The 23015-nt window shown below is 67.9% G+C and carries 20 protein-coding genes; 14 read left to right on the top strand and 6 right to left on the bottom strand.

The genetic code is table 11. The annotated features are described in order from the left end of the window. Positions 1–74: 74 nt before the first annotated feature. The 4 genes from chrA to LXB15_RS19000 all read right to left on the bottom strand — a co-directional run bounded on the left by chrA (position 75) and on the right by LXB15_RS19000 (position 6934). Positions 75–1490, bottom strand: a complete 1416-nt coding sequence (gene chrA, locus LXB15_RS19015) for a chromate efflux transporter (protein ID WP_233949928.1) — start codon at positions 1488–1490, stop codon at positions 75–77. A gap of 1 nt (position 1491) precedes the next feature. Next, positions 1492–2310: a sulfurtransferase/chromate resistance protein gene (locus LXB15_RS19010; RefSeq protein WP_233949927.1), complete on the bottom strand. Its 819-nt coding sequence runs from the start codon at positions 2308–2310 to the stop codon at positions 1492–1494. 372 nt (positions 2311–2682) lie between these two features. After that, positions 2683–3582 carry a response regulator transcription factor gene (locus LXB15_RS19005; protein ID WP_233949926.1) on the bottom strand — a complete coding sequence of 300 codons (900 nt, stop codon included), beginning with the start codon at positions 3580–3582 and terminating at the stop codon, positions 2683–2685. After that, positions 3572–6934, bottom strand: coding sequence for an ATP-binding protein (locus tag LXB15_RS19000; RefSeq protein WP_233949925.1), 3363 nt, complete (start codon positions 6932–6934; stop codon positions 3572–3574). The genes LXB15_RS19005 and LXB15_RS19000 overlap by 11 nt, the downstream gene beginning before the upstream one ends. A 332-nt stretch (positions 6935–7266) precedes the next feature. Here LXB15_RS19000 and urtA point away from each other — a divergent pair, with 332 nt between their 5' ends. From urtA to LXB15_RS18965, 7 genes are all read left to right on the top strand, one after another. Then, positions 7267–8535, top strand: coding sequence for an urea ABC transporter substrate-binding protein (gene urtA / locus LXB15_RS18995; protein WP_233949924.1), 1269 nt, complete (start codon positions 7267–7269; stop codon positions 8533–8535). 92 nt (positions 8536–8627) lie between these two features. Then, a complete protein-coding gene (gene urtB, locus LXB15_RS18990) occupies positions 8628–9554 on the top strand; it encodes an urea ABC transporter permease subunit UrtB (RefSeq protein ID WP_233949923.1) in 927 nt (308 codons plus the stop codon). A gap of 5 nt (positions 9555–9559) precedes the next feature. Then, the gene (gene urtC / locus LXB15_RS18985; RefSeq protein ID WP_370640247.1) at positions 9560–10714 is read left to right on the top strand and encodes an urea ABC transporter permease subunit UrtC; all 1155 of its coding nucleotides are present in this window, start codon (positions 9560–9562) and stop codon (positions 10712–10714) included. Positions 10715–10725: 11 nt separating this feature from the next. Further along, positions 10726–11472 carry an urea ABC transporter ATP-binding protein UrtD gene (urtD, locus tag LXB15_RS18980; RefSeq protein WP_233949921.1) on the top strand — a complete coding sequence of 249 codons (747 nt, stop codon included), beginning with the start codon at positions 10726–10728 and terminating at the stop codon, positions 11470–11472. A gap of 10 nt (positions 11473–11482) precedes the next feature. Beyond that, positions 11483–12172, top strand: coding sequence for an urea ABC transporter ATP-binding subunit UrtE (urtE, locus tag LXB15_RS18975; protein WP_233949920.1), 690 nt, complete (start codon positions 11483–11485; stop codon positions 12170–12172). 52 nt (positions 12173–12224) lie between these two features. Further along, complete coding sequence (gene fmdA, locus LXB15_RS18970) at positions 12225–13457, top strand: formamidase (protein ID WP_233949919.1); 1233 nt, start codon at positions 12225–12227, stop codon at positions 13455–13457. Between the two features lies 1 nt (position 13458). Continuing rightward, positions 13459–13788, top strand: a complete 330-nt coding sequence (locus tag LXB15_RS18965; RefSeq protein WP_233949918.1) for a zinc ribbon domain-containing protein — start codon at positions 13459–13461, stop codon at positions 13786–13788. Between the two features lie 99 nt (positions 13789–13887). On the opposite strand, the gene LXB15_RS18960 is transcribed toward LXB15_RS18965, so the two are convergent. Next, positions 13888–14478: an NAD(P)H-dependent oxidoreductase gene (locus LXB15_RS18960; RefSeq protein WP_233949917.1), complete on the bottom strand. Its 591-nt coding sequence runs from the start codon at positions 14476–14478 to the stop codon at positions 13888–13890. 157 nt (positions 14479–14635) lie between these two features. Here LXB15_RS18960 and LXB15_RS18955 point away from each other — a divergent pair, with 157 nt between their 5' ends. The 6 genes from LXB15_RS18955 to LXB15_RS18930 all read left to right on the top strand — a co-directional run bounded on the left by LXB15_RS18955 (position 14636) and on the right by LXB15_RS18930 (position 20223). Then, a complete protein-coding gene (locus LXB15_RS18955) occupies positions 14636–14827 on the top strand; it encodes a hypothetical protein (RefSeq protein WP_233949916.1) in 192 nt (63 codons plus the stop codon). 25 nt (positions 14828–14852) lie between these two features. After that, on the top strand, positions 14853–16736 hold the full coding sequence (locus tag LXB15_RS18950) for a heavy metal translocating P-type ATPase (RefSeq protein WP_233949915.1): 1884 nt from the start codon (positions 14853–14855) through the stop codon (positions 16734–16736). Positions 16737–16995: 259 nt separating this feature from the next. Continuing rightward, on the top strand, positions 16996–17412 hold the full coding sequence (locus LXB15_RS18945) for a hypothetical protein (protein ID WP_233949914.1): 417 nt from the start codon (positions 16996–16998) through the stop codon (positions 17410–17412). Between the two features lie 176 nt (positions 17413–17588). Further along, positions 17589–18746, top strand: a complete 1158-nt coding sequence (locus LXB15_RS18940; protein ID WP_233949913.1) for a winged helix-turn-helix domain-containing protein — start codon at positions 17589–17591, stop codon at positions 18744–18746. A 29-nt stretch (positions 18747–18775) separates the two neighbouring features. After that, positions 18776–19048 carry a hypothetical protein gene (locus LXB15_RS18935; RefSeq protein WP_233949912.1) on the top strand — a complete coding sequence of 91 codons (273 nt, stop codon included), beginning with the start codon at positions 18776–18778 and terminating at the stop codon, positions 19046–19048. A gap of 347 nt (positions 19049–19395) precedes the next feature. Next, complete coding sequence (locus LXB15_RS18930; protein WP_233949911.1) at positions 19396–20223, top strand: lytic transglycosylase domain-containing protein; 828 nt, start codon at positions 19396–19398, stop codon at positions 20221–20223. Between the two features lie 80 nt (positions 20224–20303). On the opposite strand, the gene LXB15_RS18925 is transcribed toward LXB15_RS18930, so the two are convergent. Continuing rightward, positions 20304–21035 (bottom strand): glutathione S-transferase, encoded by a 732-nt coding sequence (locus tag LXB15_RS18925; RefSeq protein ID WP_233949910.1) that lies wholly within the window; start codon positions 21033–21035, stop codon positions 20304–20306. A gap of 361 nt (positions 21036–21396) precedes the next feature. Here LXB15_RS18925 and LXB15_RS18920 point away from each other — a divergent pair, with 361 nt between their 5' ends. Beyond that, complete coding sequence (locus LXB15_RS18920) at positions 21397–22983, top strand: peptide ABC transporter substrate-binding protein (protein ID WP_233949909.1); 1587 nt, start codon at positions 21397–21399, stop codon at positions 22981–22983. Positions 22984–23015 lie beyond the last annotated feature (32 nt).

The following is a 23015-nucleotide window of genomic DNA, read 5'->3' as shown; positions in this document are numbered from 1 at the left end:
GGGCGGAAAGCGGGCAGGCAGCTTTTTGGCGTCGACGGCCGGCAAGCGGCCGCATGTTGAGCTTTTGAGCCGTCTCAGATCAAATCCCCTGCGAGATGCCAGAGCGCTCCCGCACCCGCGGCTCCCAGGAGAGTCGGCAGGATACCGATGTGGAGTCGGAATAGGGCGAGAGTGGCTGCGGCAAACAGCAGGAGGGCGACGGGGTCGACGCTCGAAAGGATTGGAACATCAAGCGAAAGCAGACCCGCTTGAACTTCATCAACCTTTCGGAAGAGGACGTGCATCCCGAACCAGACGCCTAGGTTCAGGATCACCCCGACCACCGCCGCCGTGATCGCGGCGAGGGCGCCGGAGACCGCCTGGTTGCCGCGCAGGCGCTCGATGTAGGGGGCGCCGAGGAAGATCCACAGGAAGCACGGCGTGAACGTCACCCAGGTGGTGAGCAGTCCACCGAGCGTGCCGGCGAGATAGGGGTTCATGCTTCCCGGATCCCGGAAAGCGGCAAGGAACCCGACGAACTGAGTGACCATGATCAGCGGCCCGGGCGTCGTTTCGGCGAGGCCCAACCCGTCTAGCATCTCGCCGGGTCCGAGCCAGCCATAGTGCTCGACGGCCTGCTGCGCGACATAGGCGAGGACGGCGTAGGCACCGCCGAAGGTGACGACGGCCATCTGGCTGAAGAACACCGCGATGTCGGCGAAGACGTTGCCGGTCCCGAAGACCAGCACCAGCAGCGCGACGGGGACCAGCCAGAGCGCCAGGAACACCGCCGAGATCCGCAACGCCCAGGCGACATTCGGGCGGGCGTGATCCGGCACGGCCTCGCCCAGGGCCGAGTCGGCATCGGCCAGCGCCGGTCCATTCGATGGTCCGTGTCCGCCGCCGCCCGAGAAGGCAGCAAGCTCGGCACGCGCGCCGACATAGCCGATGAGCCCCGCGGCGAGGATGATCGCCGGGAACGGCACGTCGAAGAGAAAGATCGCCACGAAGGCTGCCGCGGCGATGGCGTGCATGGTGCGGTTGCGCAGCGCCCGCCGGCCGATCCGGTTGACCGCCTCCAGCACGATCGCGAGGACCGCGGCCTTCAGTCCGAAGAACAGGCCGGCGACGATGCCGACATTGCCGAAGGCGACGTAGACCCACGACAGCGCCATGATGGCGACGAGGCCCGGCAGGACGAACAGCGCGCCAGCGACGAGGCCCCCCTTCGTGCGATGCAGGAGCCAGCCGAGATAGGTGGCGAGCTGCTGGGCCTCGGGCCCAGGGAGAAGCATGCAGTAGTTCAGGGCATGCAGGAACCGCGCCTCGCCGATCCATCGCTTCTCGTCGACGAGGATGCGGTGCATGACGGCGATCTGTCCCGCCGGGCCGCCGAAGGACAGGCAGGCGATCTTCGCCCAGACGCGGATCGCCTCGCCGAAGGGGATGCCATGATCGGGGGTGCGGGCGGATCCGGCTTCATCACGGCGCGATGCGGGCAGGTCGGTCATCTCACGACCCTCCCTTCCGGACGGGCCAGTTGTGCGTCTCGTCGGTCGCGTCGCGGCACCAGCGGTAGAAGGCGTCGTAGAGATGCAGCCCCGCTTCCAGTTGCTCGAGGTCGTCCGCATACATGCGCGAGAGGCCGAGCGAGGCGGCCAGCAATCCGGCCGCTTCCGGCGCCAGGTCCGGCCGGGCGGTGTCGGCACCGCGGACGAGGGTTGCCAGCCGAAGCAGCGGCGGCGTCGCAAGCCCCATTTCCTCGACCATCGTGTCGAAGGTGCAGCGCTCGCCGCGGTGACTCCAGAAGACGTTCTCGACGTCGAACGGCGCAGCACCGAAGCGCTCGCCGACCGCCTCGACCTCGGATGGCTGGACGAACAGGAACACCGCGAAGGGATCGACGAAGCGCCGGATCAGCCAGGGACAGGCGATCCGGTCGACCTTCGGCCGCGCCCTAGTGACCCAGATGGTCCGGCCCTGGGCGTCCCGTCCGGGGAGCAAGGCTTCCGGCACGGCCGGCAGGCCCGCTGAGGACCAGGCCTCGTGACCACCCTCCAGCACTTCGGCGGCGACGCCCTCATGGCGCAGCCAGGCGGCAACGCCGTGGCTGAGCTTTGCGCCAGTGTGGCAGACGACGACGACCGGCCTGGCGCGAAGGTCCGCCGCCCAGGCCGCGACAGTCGCATGATCCCTGCGCACCGCGCCGGGCACCAGCCGCGGGTCGGCGGCGAAGTCTTCCACGGTTCGCACGTCGATGACGAGGGAAGATTTCGAGGTCCCGACGAGGCGGGAGAGCTTGTCGCATGATATGGTGATCGTCGAGGCCATGACGCGTCCTTTCCATAAATGGATCGATGGACGCGATGCTTCGGCCGGAGCCTCGTGGGGAGATCGCAGTCCCCAGGCCCGCATTCAGCCAGAGCGGGCGAGCATGTCAAGCCACTGGTGCGGCAGTCGACCAATACCGCACGACGAGGGGAAAGCCGCTTATCCAGTGACCGCCAAACCCACGGCCGGTGGTACGATCCCGACCACGTTCACCCTACAGGCACGGCGGAAAAAGCTCAGCGGCTTGGATGGCTGCTTCTGGGAATGGCGCACCCACTGGCTAGAGTCTGCGTTGGGTCGTGAGCTGTCGTCCATCGGTGGTTGCTTTCGCTGCCCGAAACCGGTTCGGCCCGATGAGCGCATCGCGCTTTCTCAGCGGCGCTCGGCCAGAAGGTTCATCGCCGAGGCGGTGGCGGCGGAGCGGTTTTCGACGCCGAGCTTGCGGAAGATCGTCTCCAGATGCTTGTTCACCGTGCGCGGGCTGAGCGCCAGGATCTCGGCGACGTCGCGGTTGGACTTGCCCCTGGCGATCCACAGCAAGACCTCGGCCTCGCGCGCGGTAAGGCCGAACCCGTCGCGGAGCGCCGCGGCGTCGGTCTCGTCGCCCTCGGCCCGCGACAGCCGCAGCAGGAATTCGTCCGCGCCGATCTGCCCGAGCAGGGCGAAGCCGAGGCCGGGATTGCCGGGATGGCGCGCCGCCTCGCCGCGCCGCAGGCGTTGCAGTTCACCGGCCAGCGCGCCGGGCAGCGGGTCGGCGTCGCCCTCGCCGGTCAGCAGTCGGCGCGCCTGCGGCGTCATCCAGCGCACCGTGCCGTCGCCGTCGACCGCCAGCAGGAAGCGACCGGTCGTGTCGAGCGCGAGCCGCGCGGCACGGGTCATGCGGGCGTTCTCCTGGTGGACGCGCATCCGCGCCAGGATCTGCTCGATCACCACCGGCTTGGTGACATAGTCGACGCCGCCGACGGCGAAGGCGTGGACGATGTGTTCGGTTTCGCTCAGCCCCGTCATGAAGATCACCGGCACATGCGCGAGAGAAGCATCCTGCTTCAGCCGGCGGCAGGTCTCGAACCCGTCCATGCCGGGCATCACGGCGTCGAGCAGCACGACGTCCGGCGTGATCCGCCGGGCGATGGCGATCGCCTTGCCGCCGTCGAGGGCGACGAGCACGGTGAGCCCCTGCTCCTCGAGCGCCGTGGTCAGGAACTCGATCGTCTCCGGCGAATCGTCGACGACGAGGACGATGCGGCGCGGGTCGGCGCCGTCACAAGGCATCGTCGAGCCCCTCGATGAAGCCGAGGCACGCGTCGAGGTCGAAGCGATCCACGCGGCTGCGGATGCGGGCAACGAAGCGTTGGGTGCGCGGTTGCCGCGAAGCGAGGTCGTCGAGCTTGGCATGGATCCCTCTGACAAAGCCGATTTGCAGGAGTGAGACGAGGTCGCGCAGATCCCCCCGGTCGGGGATCTCGAAGGGTTCGAGCTCGATTTCGCCGGGCACCGAGGCGCCGGCCGGCGTGTCGTCGTAAAGCCAGGCAACCCCCAAAAGCCTGCGGACGCTTTCGAGCAGCATCGGCACGGCCAGCGGCTTGCCGACCCAGTCGTCGCAGAGCCGCATGTCCGGCGAGGCGGGGCGCGCGTCGGCCGACAGCATGGCGATCGGCGTGTCGACGCCGCTTTCGCGCAGCCTCGTGGCGAGTTCCCAGCCGTTCATGCCGGGCATGGTGATGTCGACGATCAGCAGGTCCGGCTCGGCCAGCGGCACCAGCTTGAGGCAGGCGGCGCCGCCCTCGACGGTCAGCACGGTGAAGCCGAGCGGCGACAGGATCTCCTCCAGGAGCTGGCGGTGCGCCGGCTCGTCGTCGACGGCGAGCACCGTCATCCGGCGCCCGGCATAGCCGACGATGCGCCGCTCGCGGGAGACGGCGATGGGCGTCGCGCTGACCGAGGGAAGGAACAGCCGCACGGCGAAGATGCTGCCCTGGCCGGGCGTGCTGGTGACGCGGATGTCGCCGCCGAGGATTTCGGTCAGGAGCTTGGTGATGGTCAGCCCGAGCCCGGTGCCGGGCACGACGTTGTCGCCGCCCTCCAGTCGCTCGAACGGCTCGAAGATCCGCGTCAGGTCCTTCGCCGCCATGCCGGGCCCGGTGTCGACGACGCGGAATTCGGCGACCTGGCTGCGATAGCCCACCCGGAGCGTCACCGAGCCCTCGCGGGTGAACTTGATGGCATTGGAGAGGAGGTTGATGAGGATCTGGCGCAGCCGCTTCTCGTCGCCGCGGACGAAATCCGGCAGCGTCCGCTCGACCTCGAACGCAAAGCCGATGCCGGCACCCTCGGCCTGCAGGCGGAACATCTCGACGATTTCGCCGAGCAGGGGCCCGAGCGCGATCTGGTCGCGATAGACCTGCAGCTTGCCCGCCTCGATCCGCGAGATGTCGAGCAGCCCGTCGATCAGTCCGGCGAGATGCTCGCCGCTGCGCCGGATCACCTTGACCGCGCCGCGGCGCTTGCCCGGCAGGGCCGGGTCCTGCTCGAGGATCTGGGCGAAGCCGAGGATCGAATTCAGGGGCGTGCGCAGTTCGTGGCTCATGCCGACGAGGAAGCGCGTCTTGGCGAGGCTCGCCGCCTCGGCCTTTTCCTTGGCGAGCTGCAGCTCGGCGTCGGTGCGCCGGTGCGCGTCGATCTCCTGGGTCAGGAGCAGCGTCTGCCGGCTGGATTCCTCCTGGGCGACGCGGCGGCTGGCATGGGCGAGCACGAACAGCCACGAGGCGACGCCGGCGACGATCACGAACACCGCGAAGACCCGCACCAGGATTGCCGTGATCGTCGCTCCGTTGTGCGGCTGGTCGAGGCTCGCCTGGAAGCCGATCAGGGCGAGGATGCTGCCGGTGACGGCGAGCATCGTCACGAAGATCACGAGATAATGGCCGCGCGGCGAGTCGGCGAAGCCGGCGAGGCGTTCCGAAACATTGCGGCGCAGCGCCCCGACCACCTGCTCGCGCACCCGGCTGTCGGTCTTGCAGAGATCGTGGCAGCGCGCGTCGAGGGAGCAGCAGAGCGAACAGATCGGTCCCGAATAGGCCGGGCAGGAGGCCATGTCCTCGGCCTCGAAATGGTGCTCGCAGATGCAGCAGGCGATGGTCGGCAGCCCGGCCCAGTCCTCGCGCGGGCGGCGGGCGATATAATAGCGGCCGCCAGTCGCCAGCGCGATCAGCGGCGAGGCGACGAAGGCGGTGCCGAGCGCCGCGAAGGCGGCGAGCGCGCTCATCGTCTCGCCGAACAGGCCGGTGTGGCAGAGGCTGGCGACGAGGATGCCGGCGCCCATGGCGCCGAAGCCGACCGGGTTGATGTCGTAGAGATGCGCCCGCTTGAACTCGATATGCCGGGGCGACAGGCCGAGCGGCTTGTTGACGACGAGGTCGGCGACGAGGGCCGCCACCCAGGACACCGCGAGGATGGCGTAGAGGCCGAGGATCTCCTCGAGCGCGCGCAATATGCCCATCTCCATGAGCATCAGCGCGATGGCCACGTTGAAGACCAGCCAGACGACGCGGCCGGGATGGCTGTGGGTCAGGCGCGAGAAGAAGTTCGACCAGGCGATCGACCCGGCATAGGCGTTGGTGACGTTGATCTTCATTTGCGCGATGACGACAAAGATCCCGGTCACGGCGATCACCAGCGCCTCCTGGGAGAAGACGTGGCCGAAGGCGACGCGGTACATCTCCGTCGGGTGCTGGGCGCTCTCCGCCGGCAGGCCCTGGCTGACGACCAGCACCGCCAGCAGCGAGCCGGCAAGGATCTTCACCGCCCCGATCAGGATCCAGCCGGGACCGCCGGCGATCAGCGCGCTCCACCAGCCGAACTGCGTCTCGCGCGTGCGGCGCGGCATGAAGCGCAGGAAATCGACCTGCTCGCCGATCTGCGCCGTTAGCGCGAAGAGGATCGCCGTGGCGCTGCCGAAGAGCAGGACGTCGAAACCGCCGCCGGCCGGGCTGCGGACGCCCTCATAGGCTTGCCATTCCTCGAGCGGCAGCGCGCCCTGGGCGGCGAGAAAGACGAAGGGTGCGAGGTTGAGGATGATCCAGGTCGGTTGGGTCCACATCTGGAACCGGCTGATCAGGGTGATGCCGTGGGTGACGATCGGGATCACCGCGACGGCGCAGACGACGTAGCCCGCCCACAGCGGCAGGCCGAGCATCATCTCCAGCGCCATCGCCATGATCGCCGCCTCGATGGCGAAGAAGATGAAGGTGAAGCAGGCGTAGATCAGCGAGGTGACGGTGGAGCCGAGATAGCCGAAGCCGGCGCCGCGGGTCAGAAGGTCGATGTCGACGCCGTATTTCGCTGCATAGAAGCTGATCGGCAGCCCGGCGCCGAAGATCAGCAGCGCGACGACGAGGATCGCCGGCAGGGCGTTGTCGAAGCCGTAATGCAGCGTCACCGTGCCGCCGATGGCTTCCAGCGCCAGGAACGAGATGCCGCCGCAGGCGGTCATCGCCAGCTGCCAGGGCGACCAGCGGCGGCCGCGCTTGGCGGTGAAGCGCAGCGCGTAGTCCTCGAGCGTTTCGTCCGCGACCCACTGATTATAGCTCCGGCGAACCCGAAGTATGCGCTGCGGCGCCGTCATTCCATTCGCGGCCTCCGGGAGTTGGTTGAGCGGTGCATCGGCAATCCGATTTATTCAACAGGATGAAGACAAAATACTGACATAAATCAACACAGTGCGGCGCAATCGGCAGATAAGCCCGAAAGATTTTCTTCGAGCGGAATAACCGCGTTGCGCCCGATGTTTCCCCGCGCCGCGTGATTAGCGCATGCCATCATCGCCAAGTCACGCGCTTTCGGAATACGTAATTTGACGTATTGTTGCGGCGCAAGATCGGAGCGGATGATCCTCCCGTGAACCGACCCGTCCGACCCAGATGGCGGACCAACCAACGCTCACCACAGGGGGATCAGATGAACGACCGCATGTCCGGCCCGGACGGGCCCAGCTCCGTCTACCGACGCAAGCTTCTGCTCGGCTCGGCGGCTCTCGCCATCGCCGCCATGGCGCCGCGCTTCGCCTGGGGCCAGGGGCCGGCCACCGCCGAGGTCAACACCACGGGTCTCGCCGTCACCGATGACACCGTTACGGTCGGCATCCTGCATTCCGTGACCGGCACGATGTCAATCTCCGAGACCGGCTCCGTGCAGGCCGAGAAGCTTGCCATCGAGCAGATCAACGCCATGGGCGGCGTGCTCGGCCGCAAGATCGAGTTCATCCAGGAGGACGGTGCGTCGGACTGGCCGACCTTCGCCGAGAAGGCCAAGAAGTTGCTGGTCGAGGACAAGGTCGCGGCGGTGTTCGGCTGCTGGACCTCGGCGTCGCGCAAGGCGGTGCTGCCGGTGTTTGAGCAGTATAACGGCATGCTCTACTACCCGACCTTCTACGAGGGCCTCGAGGAGAGCCCGAACGTCATCTACACCGGCCAGGAGGCGACGCAGCAGATTCTCGCCGGCATCGACTGGGTGGTCGACACCAAGGGCGCCAAGAGCTTCTATCTGCTGGGGTCGGACTATATCTGGCCGCGGACCTCCAACAAGATCGCCCGCAAGCACATCGAGAAGCTGGGGCTCGAGGTGGTCGGCGAAGAGTACTACCCGCTCGGCCACACCCAGTTCAACTCGGTGATCAACAAGATCAAGCTGCGCAAGCCCGACGTGATCTACGCGATCGTCGTCGGCGGCTCGAACGTCGCCTTCTACAAGCAGCTGAAGGCGGCCGGCATCGACATGACCAAGGAAGCGCCACTGGTCCTGACGATCTCGGTGACCGAGGACGAAATCCGCGGCATCGGCGGCGAGAACATGGTCGGCGCCTATGCCGCGATGAAGTACTTCCAAAGCCTCGAGAACGACAACAACCAGAAATTCGTCGATGCCTTCAAGGCGATGTGGGGCGAGGACATCGTCGTCGGGGACGTGACGCAGGCGGCCTATCTCGGGCCCTGGCTGTGGAAGGCGGCGGTGGAGAAGGCCGGCAGCTTCGACATCGACAAGGTGCGCGAGGCCTCGCCCGGCATCGAGCTCGACACCGCCCCGGAAGGCTACGTCAAGATCCACGAGAACCATCACCTCTGGTCGAAGACCCGCATCGGCCACGCCAAGCTGGATGGCCAGTACGAGGTGGTGTTCGAGACGGCGGAGCTGATGGAGCCCGACCCGTTCCCGGAAGGCTACCAGTAAGCCCGAGCCCCTTCCCCGGTCCCGTCGTGGGGCCGGGGAGCCCCCGCGCCTTTCCTCCCGATCGCCCTTTTCTCGAACTCCCGGAGATACGGATGTTCGCCGACTACAGCTGGAGCGAACTCGGCTCGATCTTTGCCATGCAGGGCTTTGCCGGGCTCGTGCTCTTCTCGGTGCTTCTGCTGATGGCGCTCGGCCTGGCCATCATCTTCGGGCAGATGGGCGTGATCAACATGGCGCACGGGGAGTTCATGATCCTCGGCGCCTACGTCACCTATCTCTGCTCCAACTTCTTCCAGGCCTTCGCCCCGGCGCTGATGGGGATCTCGTTCTTCATCGCCATGGCGCTCGCCTTCGTCGCCAGCGGCGCCCTCGGCATGGGCGTCGAGCGCTACCTGATCCGCTATCTCTACAAGCGCCCGCTCGACACGCTGCTCGCCACCTGGGGCCTGTCGCTGATCATGCAGCAATCCTTCCGCACGATCTTCGGCCCGCGCGAGGTCGGCGTGACGCTGCCGGACTGGATGATGGGCTCGCTTCCGGTCACCGACATGGTGGAGGTGCCGATCAACGGGCTGATCGTCATGGCGATCACGCTGCTGATCACCTTCATGGTCTATCTCATCATGTTCCGCTCGCGCTGGGGCGCGCAGGTCCGGGCCGTCGTCCAGAGCCGCACCATGGCCGGCGCCGTCGGCATCGACACGGAGCGCGTCGACTGCGTCACCTTCGGCCTCGGCTGCGGCATCGCCGGAATCGCCGGCAGCGCCTTCACCATGATCGGCTCGACCGGCCCGAGCGCCGGCCAGCTCTACATCGTCGACACCTTCCTCGTCGTGGTGTTCGGCGGGGCCGCCAGCCTGCTCGGCACGGTCGCCTCTGCCTTCACCATCTCGCAGGCCCAGTCGACGCTCGAATTCTTCCTCTCCGGCTCGATGGCCAAGGTGCTGACGCTTCTGACCGTCGTCGCGATCATCATGCTCAGGCCGCAGGGCCTCTTCGTTCTCAAGGTGCGTCGATGAACCCGATGAAAAGCCTCGCCGCCGGCGGCCGCCAGACCGAGATCGTCGGCTTCCTCATCCTCGCCGCCGTGCTCCTGGTGCTCCTGCCGGCGGTCACCGACGTCTTCCGCCTCAACCTCTACGGCAAGTACCTGACCTACGCCTTCGTCGCCGTCGGCCTGGTGCTCTGCTGGGGCAGCGCCGGCATCCTCAGCCTCGGCCAGGGCATCTTCTTCGGCCTCGGCGGCTACTGCATGGCGATGTTCCTGAAGCTGGAATCCTCGACGCCCGAGGCGACCGCCATCCAGTCGACGCCGGGCATTCCGGACTTCATGGACTGGAACCAGATCACCGAGCTGCCGTGGTTCTGGGAGCCGTTCCACTCCTTCGGCTTCACGCTGATCGCCGTCGTGCTGGTGCCCGTCGCGCTCGCCTTCGTCATCGGCTTCGCGATGTTCACGCGGCGTGTCGGCGGCGTCTATTTCGCCATCATCACCCAGGCGATCGCGGCGATCCTGACCATCCTCATCATCGGCCAGCAGGGCTATACGGGCGGCGTCAACGGCATCACCGATCTGCGCACGATGCTCGGCTTCGACATCCGCTCCGACCAGGCGAAGTTCGTCCTGTATTTCGTCAACGCGTTCCTGCTGCTCGGCGCGATCGTGCTGGCGATGATCGTGCGCCGCTCCAAGCTCGGCCGCATTCTCGTCGCGATGCGCGACAAGGAGGATCGCGTCCGCTTCTCTGGCTACAACGTCGCCGGCTTCAAGATCTTCGTGTTCTGCTTCGCCGCGGCGCTGGCCGGGGTCGGCGGCGCCATGTTCACGCTGCAGGTCGGGTTCATGTCGCCAACCTTCGTCGGCATCGTCCCGTCGATCGAGATGGTCATCTACTGTGCGGTCGGCGGCCGGCTGTCGCTGATCGGCGCGGTCTACGGCACGCTGCTGGTCAACTGGGCCAAGACCTCTTTCTCCGAAAGCTTCCCCGAGCTCTGGCTGTTCGCCATGGGGGCGCTGTTCATCGCCGTCGTGCTCGCCTTCCCGAACGGCCTCGCCGGTGTCTACACGGCGCATGTCGCGCCGCGCCTGAGGCGTCTCTTCGCCCGATCCGGCAAGCCCCGGTCCGGCGACATGGCCGCCCCGGGTGCCGCCACCCCCTCCGCCGCCGCGGCCGAATAGGAGATGGTGCCATGACCACCGACAACGACTTCCTCCTGTCCGTCGAGGCCCTCACCGTCTCCTTCGACGGGTTCAAGGCGGTGGACAACCTCTCCTTCTATGTCGACGAGAACGAGATCCGGGTGATCATCGGGCCGAACGGTGCCGGCAAGACCACGGCGCTCGACCTGATCTGCGGCAAGACCCGCGCCACGTCCGGCTCGATCCGGTTCCGCGGCAAGGAACTGACGGCGATGAAGGAGCACCAGATCGTCCACGCCGGCGTCGGGCGCAAGTTCCAGAACCCCTCGATCTACGACGACCTCACGGTCTTCGAGAACCTCGAAATCTCCTATCCGAGGGGCCGCTCGGTCTTCGGCGCGCTGACCTTCAAGCGTGACGGCGTGGTGACCTCCCGGGTGGAGGAGGTCGCCGAGATGATCTTCCTCGCCGACCATCTGGCGGAACGGGCCGAGTTCCTCAGCCATGGCCAGAAGCAGTGGCTGGAGATCGGCATGCTGCTGATCCAGGACCCCGAGCTCCTAATGCTCGACGAGCCGGTGGCCGGCATGAGCGTCTCCGAACGCGTCAAGACCGCCGAACTCCTGCACCGGATCATCGTCGGCCGCTCGGTGATCGTCATCGAGCATGACATCAAGTTCGTCGAGGACATCGCCCACCGGGTCACCGTGCTGCACCAGGGCAAGGTGATCTCCGAGGGCACCATGGCGCACGTCCAGGCCGACCCGAAGGTCGTCGAAGTCTATCTCGGGCATTGAGGGACCCATCATGCTGAACGTCGCCAACCTCCATGCCGCCTACGGGTCGAGCGAGGTCCTGCACGGGCTGAACTTCGACGTCGCCAAGAACGAGATTATCGCCATCATGGGCCGCAACGGCATGGGCAAGACGACGCTCATGAAGTCGCTGATGGGCATCGTGCCGGCTACCGGCGGAACGATCACCGTCGACGGCAGCGACATCACCAGGGCCAAGAGCCACGAGCGGGTGAAGGGCGGCGTCGCCTACGTGCCGCAGGGACGGATGATCTTCTCCACCATGACGGTGCGCGAGAATATCGAGACCGGCCTGACGGTGACCGGCGAGCGCGAGGTGCCGGGCGACATCTATGAATTGTTCCCGGTGCTCCTCGAGATGCGCAAGCGCCGCGGCGGCAATCTCTCCGGCGGCCAGCAGCAGCAGATCGCCATCGCCCGGGCGCTCGCCTCGCGGCCGAAGGTGCTGCTGCTCGACGAGCCGACCGAGGGGATCCAGCCTTCGATCATCCGCGAGATCGGCCGCACGCTGAAGAAGATCCGCGACGAGAAGGGCCTGTCGATCGTGGTGTCGGAGCAGGTCCTCTCCTTCGCCCTCGACATCGCCGACCGCGTCCTGGTGCTCGAGAACGGCGCCATCGTCCACGACGAGCCCGTCGCCTCCGTCAACGAGGCGAAGATCGCGAAATTCCTGTCGGTCTGACGGGACCGCACCCAGCCACCCGCATCATCCAAGGAAAACAGGGGGACAGCACATGACCGACACGCTCATCAAGGTCGATCTCGACACATCGCCTTACGACAACGAGATGATCCACAACCGCTGGCACCCGGACATCCCGATGGCCTGCTGGGTGGAGCCGGGCGACGACTTCAAGATCGAGACCTTCGACTGGACCGGCGGCCAGATCAAGAACGACGACGACGCCGCCGACGTGCGCGACGTCGACCTTTCCCAGGTGCATTTCCTGTCCGGCCCGATCGGCGTCAAGGGCGCCGCCCCCGGCGACCTGCTGGTCGTCGACATCCTAGACATCGGCGCCTTCGACCACAGCCTCTGGGGCTTCAACGGCTTCTTCTCCAAGCAGAATGGCGGCGGCTTCCTGACCGAGCACTTCCCGATGGCGCAGAAGTCGATCTGGGACTTCGAGGGCATGTTCACCAAGTCGCGCCACATCCCCGGCGTGCGCTATGCCGGCCTGATCCATCCCGGCCTGATCGGCTGCCTGCCCGACCAGAAGATGCTCGACACCTGGAACAGCCGCGAGAAGGCTCTGTTCGACACCGACCCGACCCGCGTGCCGACGCTGGCGACGCTGCCCGACGGCGGACCGAGCGCCCACATGGGCAAGCTGAAGGGCGAGACGCGCGACAAGGCCGCGGCCGAGGGCGCCCGCACCGTGCCGCCGCGCGAGCATGGCGGCAATTGCGACATCAAGGACCTGTCGCGCGGCTCGAAGGTCTATTTCCCGGTCTATGTCGACGGGGCGGGGCTCTCGATGGGCGACCTGCATTTCAGCCAGGGTGACGGCGAGATCACCTTCTGCGGCGCCATCGAGATGGCCGGCTGGCTGCACATCAAGGTGTCGCTGATCAAGGACGGCATGGCCAAATACGGCATCAAGAACCCGATCTTCCGGCCCTCGCCGATGGCGCCGAAATACGACGACTTCCTGATCTTCGAGGGGATCTCGGTCGACGAGGGCGGCAAGCAGCATTATCTCGACGTCCACATCGCCTACCGCCAGGCCTGCCTCAACGCCATCGAATACCTGAAGAAGTTCGGCTACTCGGGTGCCCAGGCCTACTCGATCCTCGGCACCGCGCCGGTGCAGGGCCACATCTCCGGCGTCGTCGACGTGCCCAATGCCTGCGCGACGCTGTGGCTGCCCACCGACATCTTCGAGTTCGACCTGATGCCTGGCGTCGACGGGCCGACGAAATATCTCGACGGCTCGATCGACATGCCGCTGGCGCCGGATCTCTGAGATGCCGTTCTACGACTATGCCTGCGACGATTGCGGCACCTTCACGCGCCTCCGCCCGATGGCGGAGGCCGCCGAGCCGTCGCCCTGTCCGGACTGCGGCGACGCGGCGCGGCGGGTGATCCTCACCGCGCCGCGCCTGTCGATGATGGATGCCGGGCGGCGCGGCGCCAGCGCCACCAACGAGCGCAGCGCCAACGAGCCCAAGCGCGCCTCCGGCGGCCACGGCGCCGGCTGCGGCTGCTGCGGGCCGAAGCCGAAGGGCTTCTCGCCGCCCGCTGCGAACGCCGCCAAGGGGTTTCCTTCCAAGCGTCCCTGGATGATCAGCCACTGACGGTCCGCCTGTCAGGATGAGCGCGACGAGACGGGCGGCCCTGGCTGCCCGTTTCTGCGCCTGGCCGACGAAACGGCGGATGGGCCCGCGCCGAGACCGTCAGATGCCGCGCGTGCCAAGCTTGCGCATCGCCGCGAGCCAGCGGTCGCGCCGGGCCTTGCTCGCGGAGTCCACGCTGCCGAAAAGCGTCTCCCGCACCGGCTTGATGCCGACGAAGTTGAGGATGTTTCGCCTGAGGCAGGCGATGCCGTGATCGCGGAACCAGAGCCGGTAGGCGAGCGCTGGCATGCCCATGGTGACGACGATCCGCGCCGAGCGTCCGGCAAGCGCGGGCTTCGGCAGGCCAGCGGGCCCCGCGCCGTAGAGGAAGGCAAGGCCGGGGCGCATCGTCTGCTCGAGGAAGGCCTTGAGCAGCGCCGGCATGGTGCCGAGCCAGAGCGGGAAGATCAGGACGATGTGCTCGGCCTCGACGATCGCCGCGCTGGCCGGCGCGAGATCCGCCGGCACGCCGGCATGGAGAAACGCCTCCTGGCTGCGCAGGAACGGAATGTCCAGCGTCGCGAGGTCGATGACGCGGACGCTGTGGCCGGCGCTGGCGGCGCCGTCGCGATAGGCTTCGGCAAGGGCGCGGCAGAAGCGCTCAGGGGCGGGGTCGGGGTGCCCGACGAGGATCAGGATGCGGCGAGGCATGGATCGGCTCCGGCTGCGGCGTGCCGGCATCCTGCCGCCGGACGGAGGCGGCGCCTTGATGCCGGTCAAGCGGTGCTGCGTGCCCGGGTTGCGCCAGATCAAGGCCGGGCCCGGCGAAAGCGGCGAGCCTCGGCGACCTCATCTCCGGGAGGATCCGATGCCATCGCTGACGCCGTTCCAGTACGACGCCGATACCGCAGCCCGCGACCACCGGCGCTGCCCGCCGCCGCGGGCGACCGTGCGCCTGCAGGAGAGCTGGCGCGAGCTGCAGCTGCGCGTCGACCTCGCCGAGAGCCTGCTTGCCCGGTGCGAGGAGGCAGCGGTGATTGCCGGGACGCGGCTGAGATGACAGGGGCAGGCGGCGCGGCCGGGCGATGACCACCCGTTTCCTGCATGGCGCTATGCTGGTCGTGGCGCTCGTCGGCCTGTCACTCGGCGGCGTGTTCTGGTGGCGCGGGCAGGGCGAGCTTGCGGCGCTGGTCTGGGCGGTCGCGACCGGCCCCGTCGTCGCGGTGCTGGCCGGGTCGATCGCCGTCAAGCTGTGGCAGCGAAGGGTCGGCGTCGACGCCATCGCGCTCGTCTCGATGAGCGCGGCGCTGGCGCTCGGCGAGCCGCTCGCGGCGCTGGTCGTGGCGATCATGTTCGCCGGCGGCAACGTGCTCGAGGACCTCGCCATGCACCGCGCCGAGGCCGACCTGACGGCGCTCACCGACCGCACGCCGCGCCTTGCGCACCGCCAGTCGGACGACGGCTATGTCGATGTGGCGGTCGCCATGGTGGAGGTCGGCGACCGGCTGCTGGTACGCGCCGGCGAGGTGCTGCCGGTCGACGGCGTGCTGCTCGACCGGCAGGCGAGCCTCGACGAATCCGCCCTTACCGGCGAGCCGATCGCGGTGCGCCGCGACAGCGGCGAGAAGCTGCGCAGCGGCAGCGTCAACGCCGGCGAGGCGTTCCACCTGCGGGCGACGGCGAGGGTCGAGGCAAGCACCTATGCCGGGATCGTGCGCATGGTCGAGGCGGCGCAGACCGCCAAGGCGCCGTTCATCCGCATGGCCGACCGCTTCGCGATCCTGCTCCTGCCGCTGACGCTGGCGGTCGCCGGGGCGGCCTGGGCGCTGTCGGGCGATCCGATCCGGGGTCTGGCGGTGCTGGTGGTCGCGACGCCCTGCCCGCTGATCCTGGCGGCGCCCGTGGCGCTGATCGGCGGCGTCTCGCGGGCGGCGCGGCGCGGCATCCTGATGAAGGGCGGCGCGGCGCTGGAAGCCCTCTCGGAGGTGCGCACCGCGCTGTTCGACAAGACCGGGACGCTCACCGAGGGCGGAGCACGCCTGGTCGAGATCCGCACGGCGCCGGGGGTGGATGCGTCCGAGGCGCTGGCGTTCGCCGCCTCGCTGGAGCAGGGCTCGCACCACGTCCTGGCAGAGGCCGTCATCGACGCCGCCCGCCAGCGCGGCGCGGCGCTCAGCTTTCCGTCCGACATCCGCGAGACCCTCGGCGCCGGGCTCGAGGGCAACGTCGCCGGCCGGCTGGTCCGGGCGGGCTCGCGCCAGATGGTCTGGCCGGACCGGCCGGTGCCGCCCTGGGCGGCTCCCGGCGATCACGGCGACACGCTCCGGATCTATGTCAGCATCGACGGGGAACTCGCCGCCCTCCTGGTGATGGGCGACGCGCTGCGGCCGGATGCGGTGGCGACGATCCGGGGGCTGCGAGCGGCCGGCATCAGGCGCATCGGCATGGTGACCGGGGACGATGCCCCGACCGCGCACGCCATCGACGCCGTCCTCGGCCTCGATTTCGTCCACGCCGACTGCACGCCGTCGCGCAAGGTCGAGATCGTCGGGGCCGAACATCGCCTCGCCCCGACGATGATGGTGGGCGACGGCATCAACGACGCGCCGGCGCTCGCCGCCGCCAGCGTCGGCATCGCCCTCGGCGCGCGGGGCGCCACCGCCTCCTCGCAGGCGGCCGACGTCGTCCTCCTGGTGGACCGGATAGACCGCGTCGCCGAGGCCGTCGTCATCGCCCGCCGCTCCCGGGGCATCGCCATGCAGAGCGTCGTCGTCGGGCTGGGGCTCTCCGGCCTCGGCATGGTTGCCGCCGCCCTCGGCTACCTGACGCCGATCGCCGGGGCGCTGTTCCAGGAGGCGATCGACGTGGCGGTGATCCTCAACGCCCTGCGCGCCTTGTCGGGACCGTCGTCTGCCGATCCCGCCCCGGTGACGGTCGCGCGCCCGGCGTCTTCGGCCATCGGCCACTGATCTTCGCTGTCACCGCAACGTCTTGATCGGGTGCGGCGGCACGTCGCACCCGCTGTCGCAGGCTGTTCCACGGCGGTCACTGGTGCGCCCCGGCTGGCAGCCGTGTCCCGTACCAGGCCGAACGTACACGTTTCGTTGACAGTCCGTGAAGAAACCAAACCGGCCCCAGCCAGTTAGCCCCCCGACGACGATGCACCGACATCGATCATCTAGATAAAAACCGTTTAAGCTGCAGTCGCAGAAGAAAGAATGACCACAAATGAAGAACGTTCGTAATTTCACTATCGCTGTATTTTCCGCTACTCTGCTTTCGGGCGCAGCGCTCGCCCAGGAGCAGACGCCGCAGATCCCCGGCTCGGAGACCACCATCGAACTCGACCGCGCCGACGAGCGCAACGCCGTCGCGGCGACCACGGGCAACGAGATGGCCACGACGGTCAACAGCCCGGTTAACAACACGATCGTGCCCGGCAACGAGGCCGAGATCGAGCTGAACCGCGCCGCCGAGCGCGAGGCCGTCGCCGAGGGCGTGGCCGGCGTGACGGTTGGCGCGGCCGACACCGTCTCGGACGTTCTGGTTCCGGGTTCCGGCGCGACCTTCTCGCCGTCGACCGCGCCGGTCACCCAGTCGGGCAAGGCGCTGCAGGACGAGTCGAGCACCACCGTCGTCCAGTAAGCTGAAATCGGGTCCCTTCGACCCATCAGCCGGACTATCAGGGGCCGCTCCTTCGGGACGCGGCCCTTTTTCATGCGCATCGCCGCCATCCGCCCGCGGTGCGATGACGCGGGCCGTGGGCTCGGCTAGGACGGTGATGCCGGCACGTCCGCCGGTCTTGCGACGAGGGACACGCCATGCCGCCAGCGCCGCCCGCCCGGCCCACGCTCCCCCTGGCAGCGGCCCGCCGGATCTGGCTCGGTGCCCAGTGCCTCGACCGGCCGGCGCCGTTCGGGGCCGGCGCCGCGGCGACGCCTGCGGTGGTGGCACAGCTCGGCTATGTCCAGATCGACACGATCCACGTGGTCGAGCGCAGCCACCACCACATTCTCTGGACCCGAATCCCGGCCTATGAGCGCGCCGATCTCCATCGGGCGCAGAGCGTCGACAGGACCGTCTTCGAGTACTGGACCCACGCCCTGTCCTACGTGCCGGCGAAGGACTTCCGCTTCTTCCTGCCGGCGATGCGCCGGCATCGCGCGGCGCCGGCGAAGTGGTTCGGCGCGGTGACCGCGGCCGACATGCGCAAGGTTCTCACGCTGATCCGGGACAACGGCCCGCTGACCATCCGCGACATCGACGACGACGTGCTCGTCGAGAAGGACCATGCCTGGGCGAGCCGCAAGCCCTCCAAGCGGGCGCTGCAGATGGCGTTCTACAATGGCGACCTCGTCATCTCGGCCCGCGCCGGCATGCTGAAGACCTACGAACTGACGGACCGGCATTTCGGCTGGGAGGCGCGGCCGCGGCCGGCGACGCCGCGTCAGGTCCTCGACTACCGCATCGACCGGGCGCTGCGGTCGCAGGGCGTCGTCAGCCTCGACTCGATCTGCCACCTGCAGCCCTCGCTCAAGCCGGTGATCCGCCCGCTGCTGGAGGCGCGGGCAAAGCGCCGGCAGCTGGTGGAACTGCGGGTGGAGGGGGCGGGCGACACGCCGCATTGGGCCGCGCCCGAGACGCTGGAGACGATCCCGGACCCCAAGGCCGCGCTGGTTCACATATTGTCGCCCTTCGACCCGCTGGTCATCCAGCGCAAGCGCCTGGAGCAGTTCTTCGGCTATGCCCATCGCTTCGAGGCCTACGTCCCGAAGGAGAAGCGGCTGCTCGGCTACTTCGCCCTGCCGGTGCTGGCCGGCGACCGCATCGTCGCGGCGCTCGACCTGAAGACCGATCGGGCCGCCGGCAAGGTGCTGATCCAGCAATGGAACTGGATCGGTGACGCGTCGCCGGTGTCGGACAAGCCAGCGATCGAGGACGCGCTGCAGCGCTTCGAAGAGTTCCAGCTGGCGAAGTGACGGCGGCGGAACGGCGGGAGGGTTGCATTGTGGCGGACGGCGATGGCGAAACGCGGCTCTTTCTGGTCGTCGCGGAGGGCGGCTCGCCGCTTGCGGCACTCGCCGGCGAACTCGACGCCTTCGTGCTGGCGCCGAGCCTGCTGCTGGTGCGCACCGGCGGGACCCGGTCGCGTCTCTATCATTTCGTCAAGCGCCGCACCGCGCCCGACCGCCTGCTCGTCGCAGGTCTCGACGGGACGCCGAAATTCAAGGGATTTGCCGCAGGCGCGCTCGCCTGGTTGCGCCGGGAGGGGGAGGAATAGCCGAGGCGCGGCCCCCGCGGCGGCCCCGGCCCCGGTCCACCGGCCGCTGCTCACGAAGGTTTCATGTCGCAGCCGGCGCCTCCCGGAGGCGGAGCGGCGGCCGCGCTCGATCGCCCGGCGTTGCCTGTAACCCCGCGTAAACCGGGGCTGCGGCAAAATCGCCGGCAACCGGGGCGTCGCGCTGGCTCGTGCAAACTCCCGGGATGCGAGGGCGTTTCGCCTTACCAAGCCGCCAGTGTCGCCGTGCTGCACTACGCAACGGCAGGCTGATCGGTTAGGAAACCCGTAAATCCGAACCGCTCGGGCGCCCTCGAGGTCGCCCGGCCCGCAACGACGAGGAAGACGTGATGATGGCCAGACTGAAGAACGTGAGAAGGCTCGCCGCGATGGCGACCCTGGCGCTGGGTGTGACCGCCGGCCCGGCCCTGGCCGCCCAGTGCGGCAACAGCGCCGCGGGCTTCAACGAATGGAAGCAGCAGTTCGCCGCGGAGGCCCAGCAGGCGGGGATCTCGCAGCGGACGATCCAGTCGGCGCTGATGCCCACCCAGTACTCGTCCAAGGTCATCAGCCTCGACCGCAACCAGCATTCGATGAACATCTCGCTGGAAGCGTTCATGGAGCGCCGCGCGCCGGCGTCCTTCGTCAAGAAGGGCAAGCGCATCATCCAGCAGAACGCCCGCCTGCTCAACGCCGTCGAGCAGCGCTTCGGGGTGCCGAAGGAAGTGCTGGTGGCGATCTGGGGCATGGAGACCGGCTTCGGCGCCAACTCCGGCAACATGAACATCTTCTCGTCGCTCGCGACGCTGTCCTATGACTGCCGCCGCTCGGACTTCTTCACCGAGGAACTGCTCGCGGCGCTCGCCATCGTCGAGCGCGGCGACATGCAGCCGAGCCAGATGCGCGGCGCCTGGGCCGGCGAGATCGGCCAGACCCAGTTCCTCGCCAAGAACTATCTGCGCTTCGCCGTCGACGGCGACGGCAACGGCCGCCGCGACCTGATCAACTCCACCCCCGACGTGCTCTATTCGACCGCCAACTTCCTTCGCCAGCACGGCTGGCAGCCGGGCGCCGGCTACCAGGAAGGCCAGCCGAACTTCGCCCGCCTGCGCGACTGGAACCGCGCCGGCGTCTACCAGAAGGCCCTGGCGCTGTTCGCGACCAAGCTCGCCAACTGACACGCCTTCCCGGCTTCGGGCCGGGACAGTGAAGCAGCGCCCCGGCCATCCGCCGGGGCGTTTTCGTATCCGCCGACACCTCAGGCGGCGTCGAGTTCGCGATAGTGCCGGAAGATCCCGTCCTCGTTGAACGCCATGCGTCGCTCGCTCTTCAGATAGGCGGCGATCGGCGGATGCGCCGCGACCCGGTCGCGCAGCGCCGCGATTCGCGGATGATCCGGCATCAGCGTCCGCATCCGCTTCGGAAAGGCGTAGGTCAGCCCCTCGATGGTCTGGAACAGGCCGAGATCGGCATGGCTGAGGCTGTCGCCGACGAGATAGGCGTCGCCCTCCGGATTGCGCGCCAGCAACTGCTCGTACCAGCCGAGGAATTTCGGCATCCGCTCGTTCCGGAAGCCTTCCGCCCGTCGCGCCGCTTCCGGCTTCTGGTCCTCGTAATACAGCCCGACCCCGACCGGATGGTGGACGTCGTGCGCCTCGGCGACGAGATCGGCGGTGGTCAGCGCCACCGAGCGGGCGAACTGACGCTCGGCCTCGGTCAGCGGGGCGAGGCCGTGGCGCTCGCCGACATAGGCCGAGATCTCCGCCGCCTGGGCAATGACGATGTCGCCGTCGACGAGGAACGGCGGCGCGAAGGGGATGAACGCGGCGCGCTCGCCCTCGAGGAACGCCGTCATTGCCGCCATGCCGCCGCCCTCCGATTCCGGCAGGCGCGCCACGTCGCGATAAGGCGCCTCGGCCGCCTCGAGCACGAGGCGCGGATACTCGCCGCGGCCGGGGATCATCGGCCAGTAATAGAGGTCGTAGGCCATCGAGGGCTCCCATGAACGATTTCGCGTTCAGGTGTAATGAGGGCGTCGGACGTCAACCAGTCCCGGAGCCGCATCGATCGGCCTTCGCCCTTAGGTAGCATCGCCGCAGATGCTGAAATCAGCCGCCGTGGAGCCAGGGGGACCGGTCGGCGGCCTGCTGCGGGCGGCGTAATTCACAGGAAATATCCGGCAGCCTTAGCGATGTTCCGCCCTGACTTTGCGACTGCCTGAATTCAAGGCGACCCTACGGAATGCCGTTTTGCTGGGCTTCTCCGCTCTGGACATCCGGGCGGGCGCGGGCGACACATAAGCCTTGCGCAGCGCCGTGGGCCGCGCTGCCGCCGTTTCGCGAGGATCCATTATGGTTTTTGCTTTCCGCAGTTTCGCCGCCGCCCTGGCGCTGTCCACCGTGGTCGGCATCGGCGCCGCCGGTGCCGTCCAGCTCAACCTCCACAATGGCGGCGACGTCGCGTCGCTCGATCCCCAGCGCCTGTCCGGCGACTGGGAGAACCGCGTCTCCGGCGACATCTTCGAAGGTCTGATGACCGAGGATGCCAAGGCCGAGCCGGTGCCGGGCCAGGCCGAGAGCTACACCCTCTCCGACGACAAGCTGGTCTACACCTTCAAGCTGCGCGAGGACGCCAAGTGGTCCGACGGCGAGCCGGTGACGGCGGACGACTTCGTCTTCGCCTTCAAGCGGCTGCTCGACCCGGCCAACGCCGCCGAATACGCCTATCTGCAATATGCCATCAAGAATGCCGAGAAGATCAACAAGGGCGAGATCACCGATCTCGACCAGCTCGGCGTCAAGGCGATCGACGACAAGACGCTGGAGATCACGCTCGAGCAGCCGACCCCGTATTTCCTCGGTTCGCTCACCCACTACACCGCTTACCCGCTGCCCCGGCACGTGGTCGAGGAAAAGGGCGGCGACTGGGTGCAGATCGACAACATCGTCACCAATGGACCCTACCGGCCGATCGAGTGGATTCCCGGCAGCCACGTGCTGACCGAGAGGAACCCCGAGTGGTACGATACCGAGAGCCTGGCGATCGACGGCGTCAAGTTCTTCACGCTCGAGGACAATGCCGCGGCGCTCCGCCGCTACCGCGCCGGCGAGTTCGATATCATCACCGCCTTTCCCACCGACCAGTACGCGTGGCTCGAGGAGAACATGCCGGGCCAGGCGCATGTCGCGCCCTTCGCCGGCCTCTATTACTACGTCCTCAACTCGACGAAGCCGCCCTTCGACGACGCCAAGGTGCGCCAGGCGCTGTCGATGGGCGTCTACCGCGAGGTGATCGGCCCGGACGTCCTTGGCACCGGCGAACTGCCGGCCTATGGCTGGGTGCCGCCGGGCATGGCCAATTACGACGGACCCGACATCAAGGTCGACTGGTCGGAACTGCCCTATCAGGAGAAGATCGAACAGGCAAAGGCGCTGCTCGCCGAGGCGGGCTACGGTCCCGACAAGCCGCTGAACGTCACGCTGCGCTACAACACCGACGACAACCACAAGCGCGTCGCCGTGGCGATTGCGGCGATGTGGAAGCCCCTGGGCGTCAATGTCGAGCTGCTCAACACCGAGGTGAAGGTGCATTACGCCGACCTCCGCCAGGGCGATTTCGAGGTCGCGCGCGCCGGCTGGCTGGCCGACTACAACGACCCCGACAATTTCCTCAACCTGCTGAAATCCGGCGTCGAGATGAACTACGGCGGGTGGAGCAACCCGGAATACGACCGGCTGCTGAACGAGGCGGCCGCCAGCGTCGACATGGAGGCGCGCGCCGATCTCCTGAAGCAGGCGGAGAAGCTCGCGATGGACGAGACGGCGGCGATCCCGATCTATTTCTACGCCTCGCGCAGCGTCGTCTCGCCGAAGATCTCCGGCTACGAGGACAATGCCTTCGACATCCACCGGACCCGCTGGCTGACCAAGGCCGAGTGAGCGTGGCCCGCGTGTCGAACGGAGGGGCGCGG

The organism is Aurantimonas sp. HBX-1, from assembly GCF_021391535.1.
Lineage (GTDB): Bacteria > Pseudomonadota > Alphaproteobacteria > Rhizobiales > Rhizobiaceae > Aurantimonas.
Note: the sequence above shows the minus strand (reverse complement) of the source record. Positions and strands in the feature narration are given on the sequence as shown.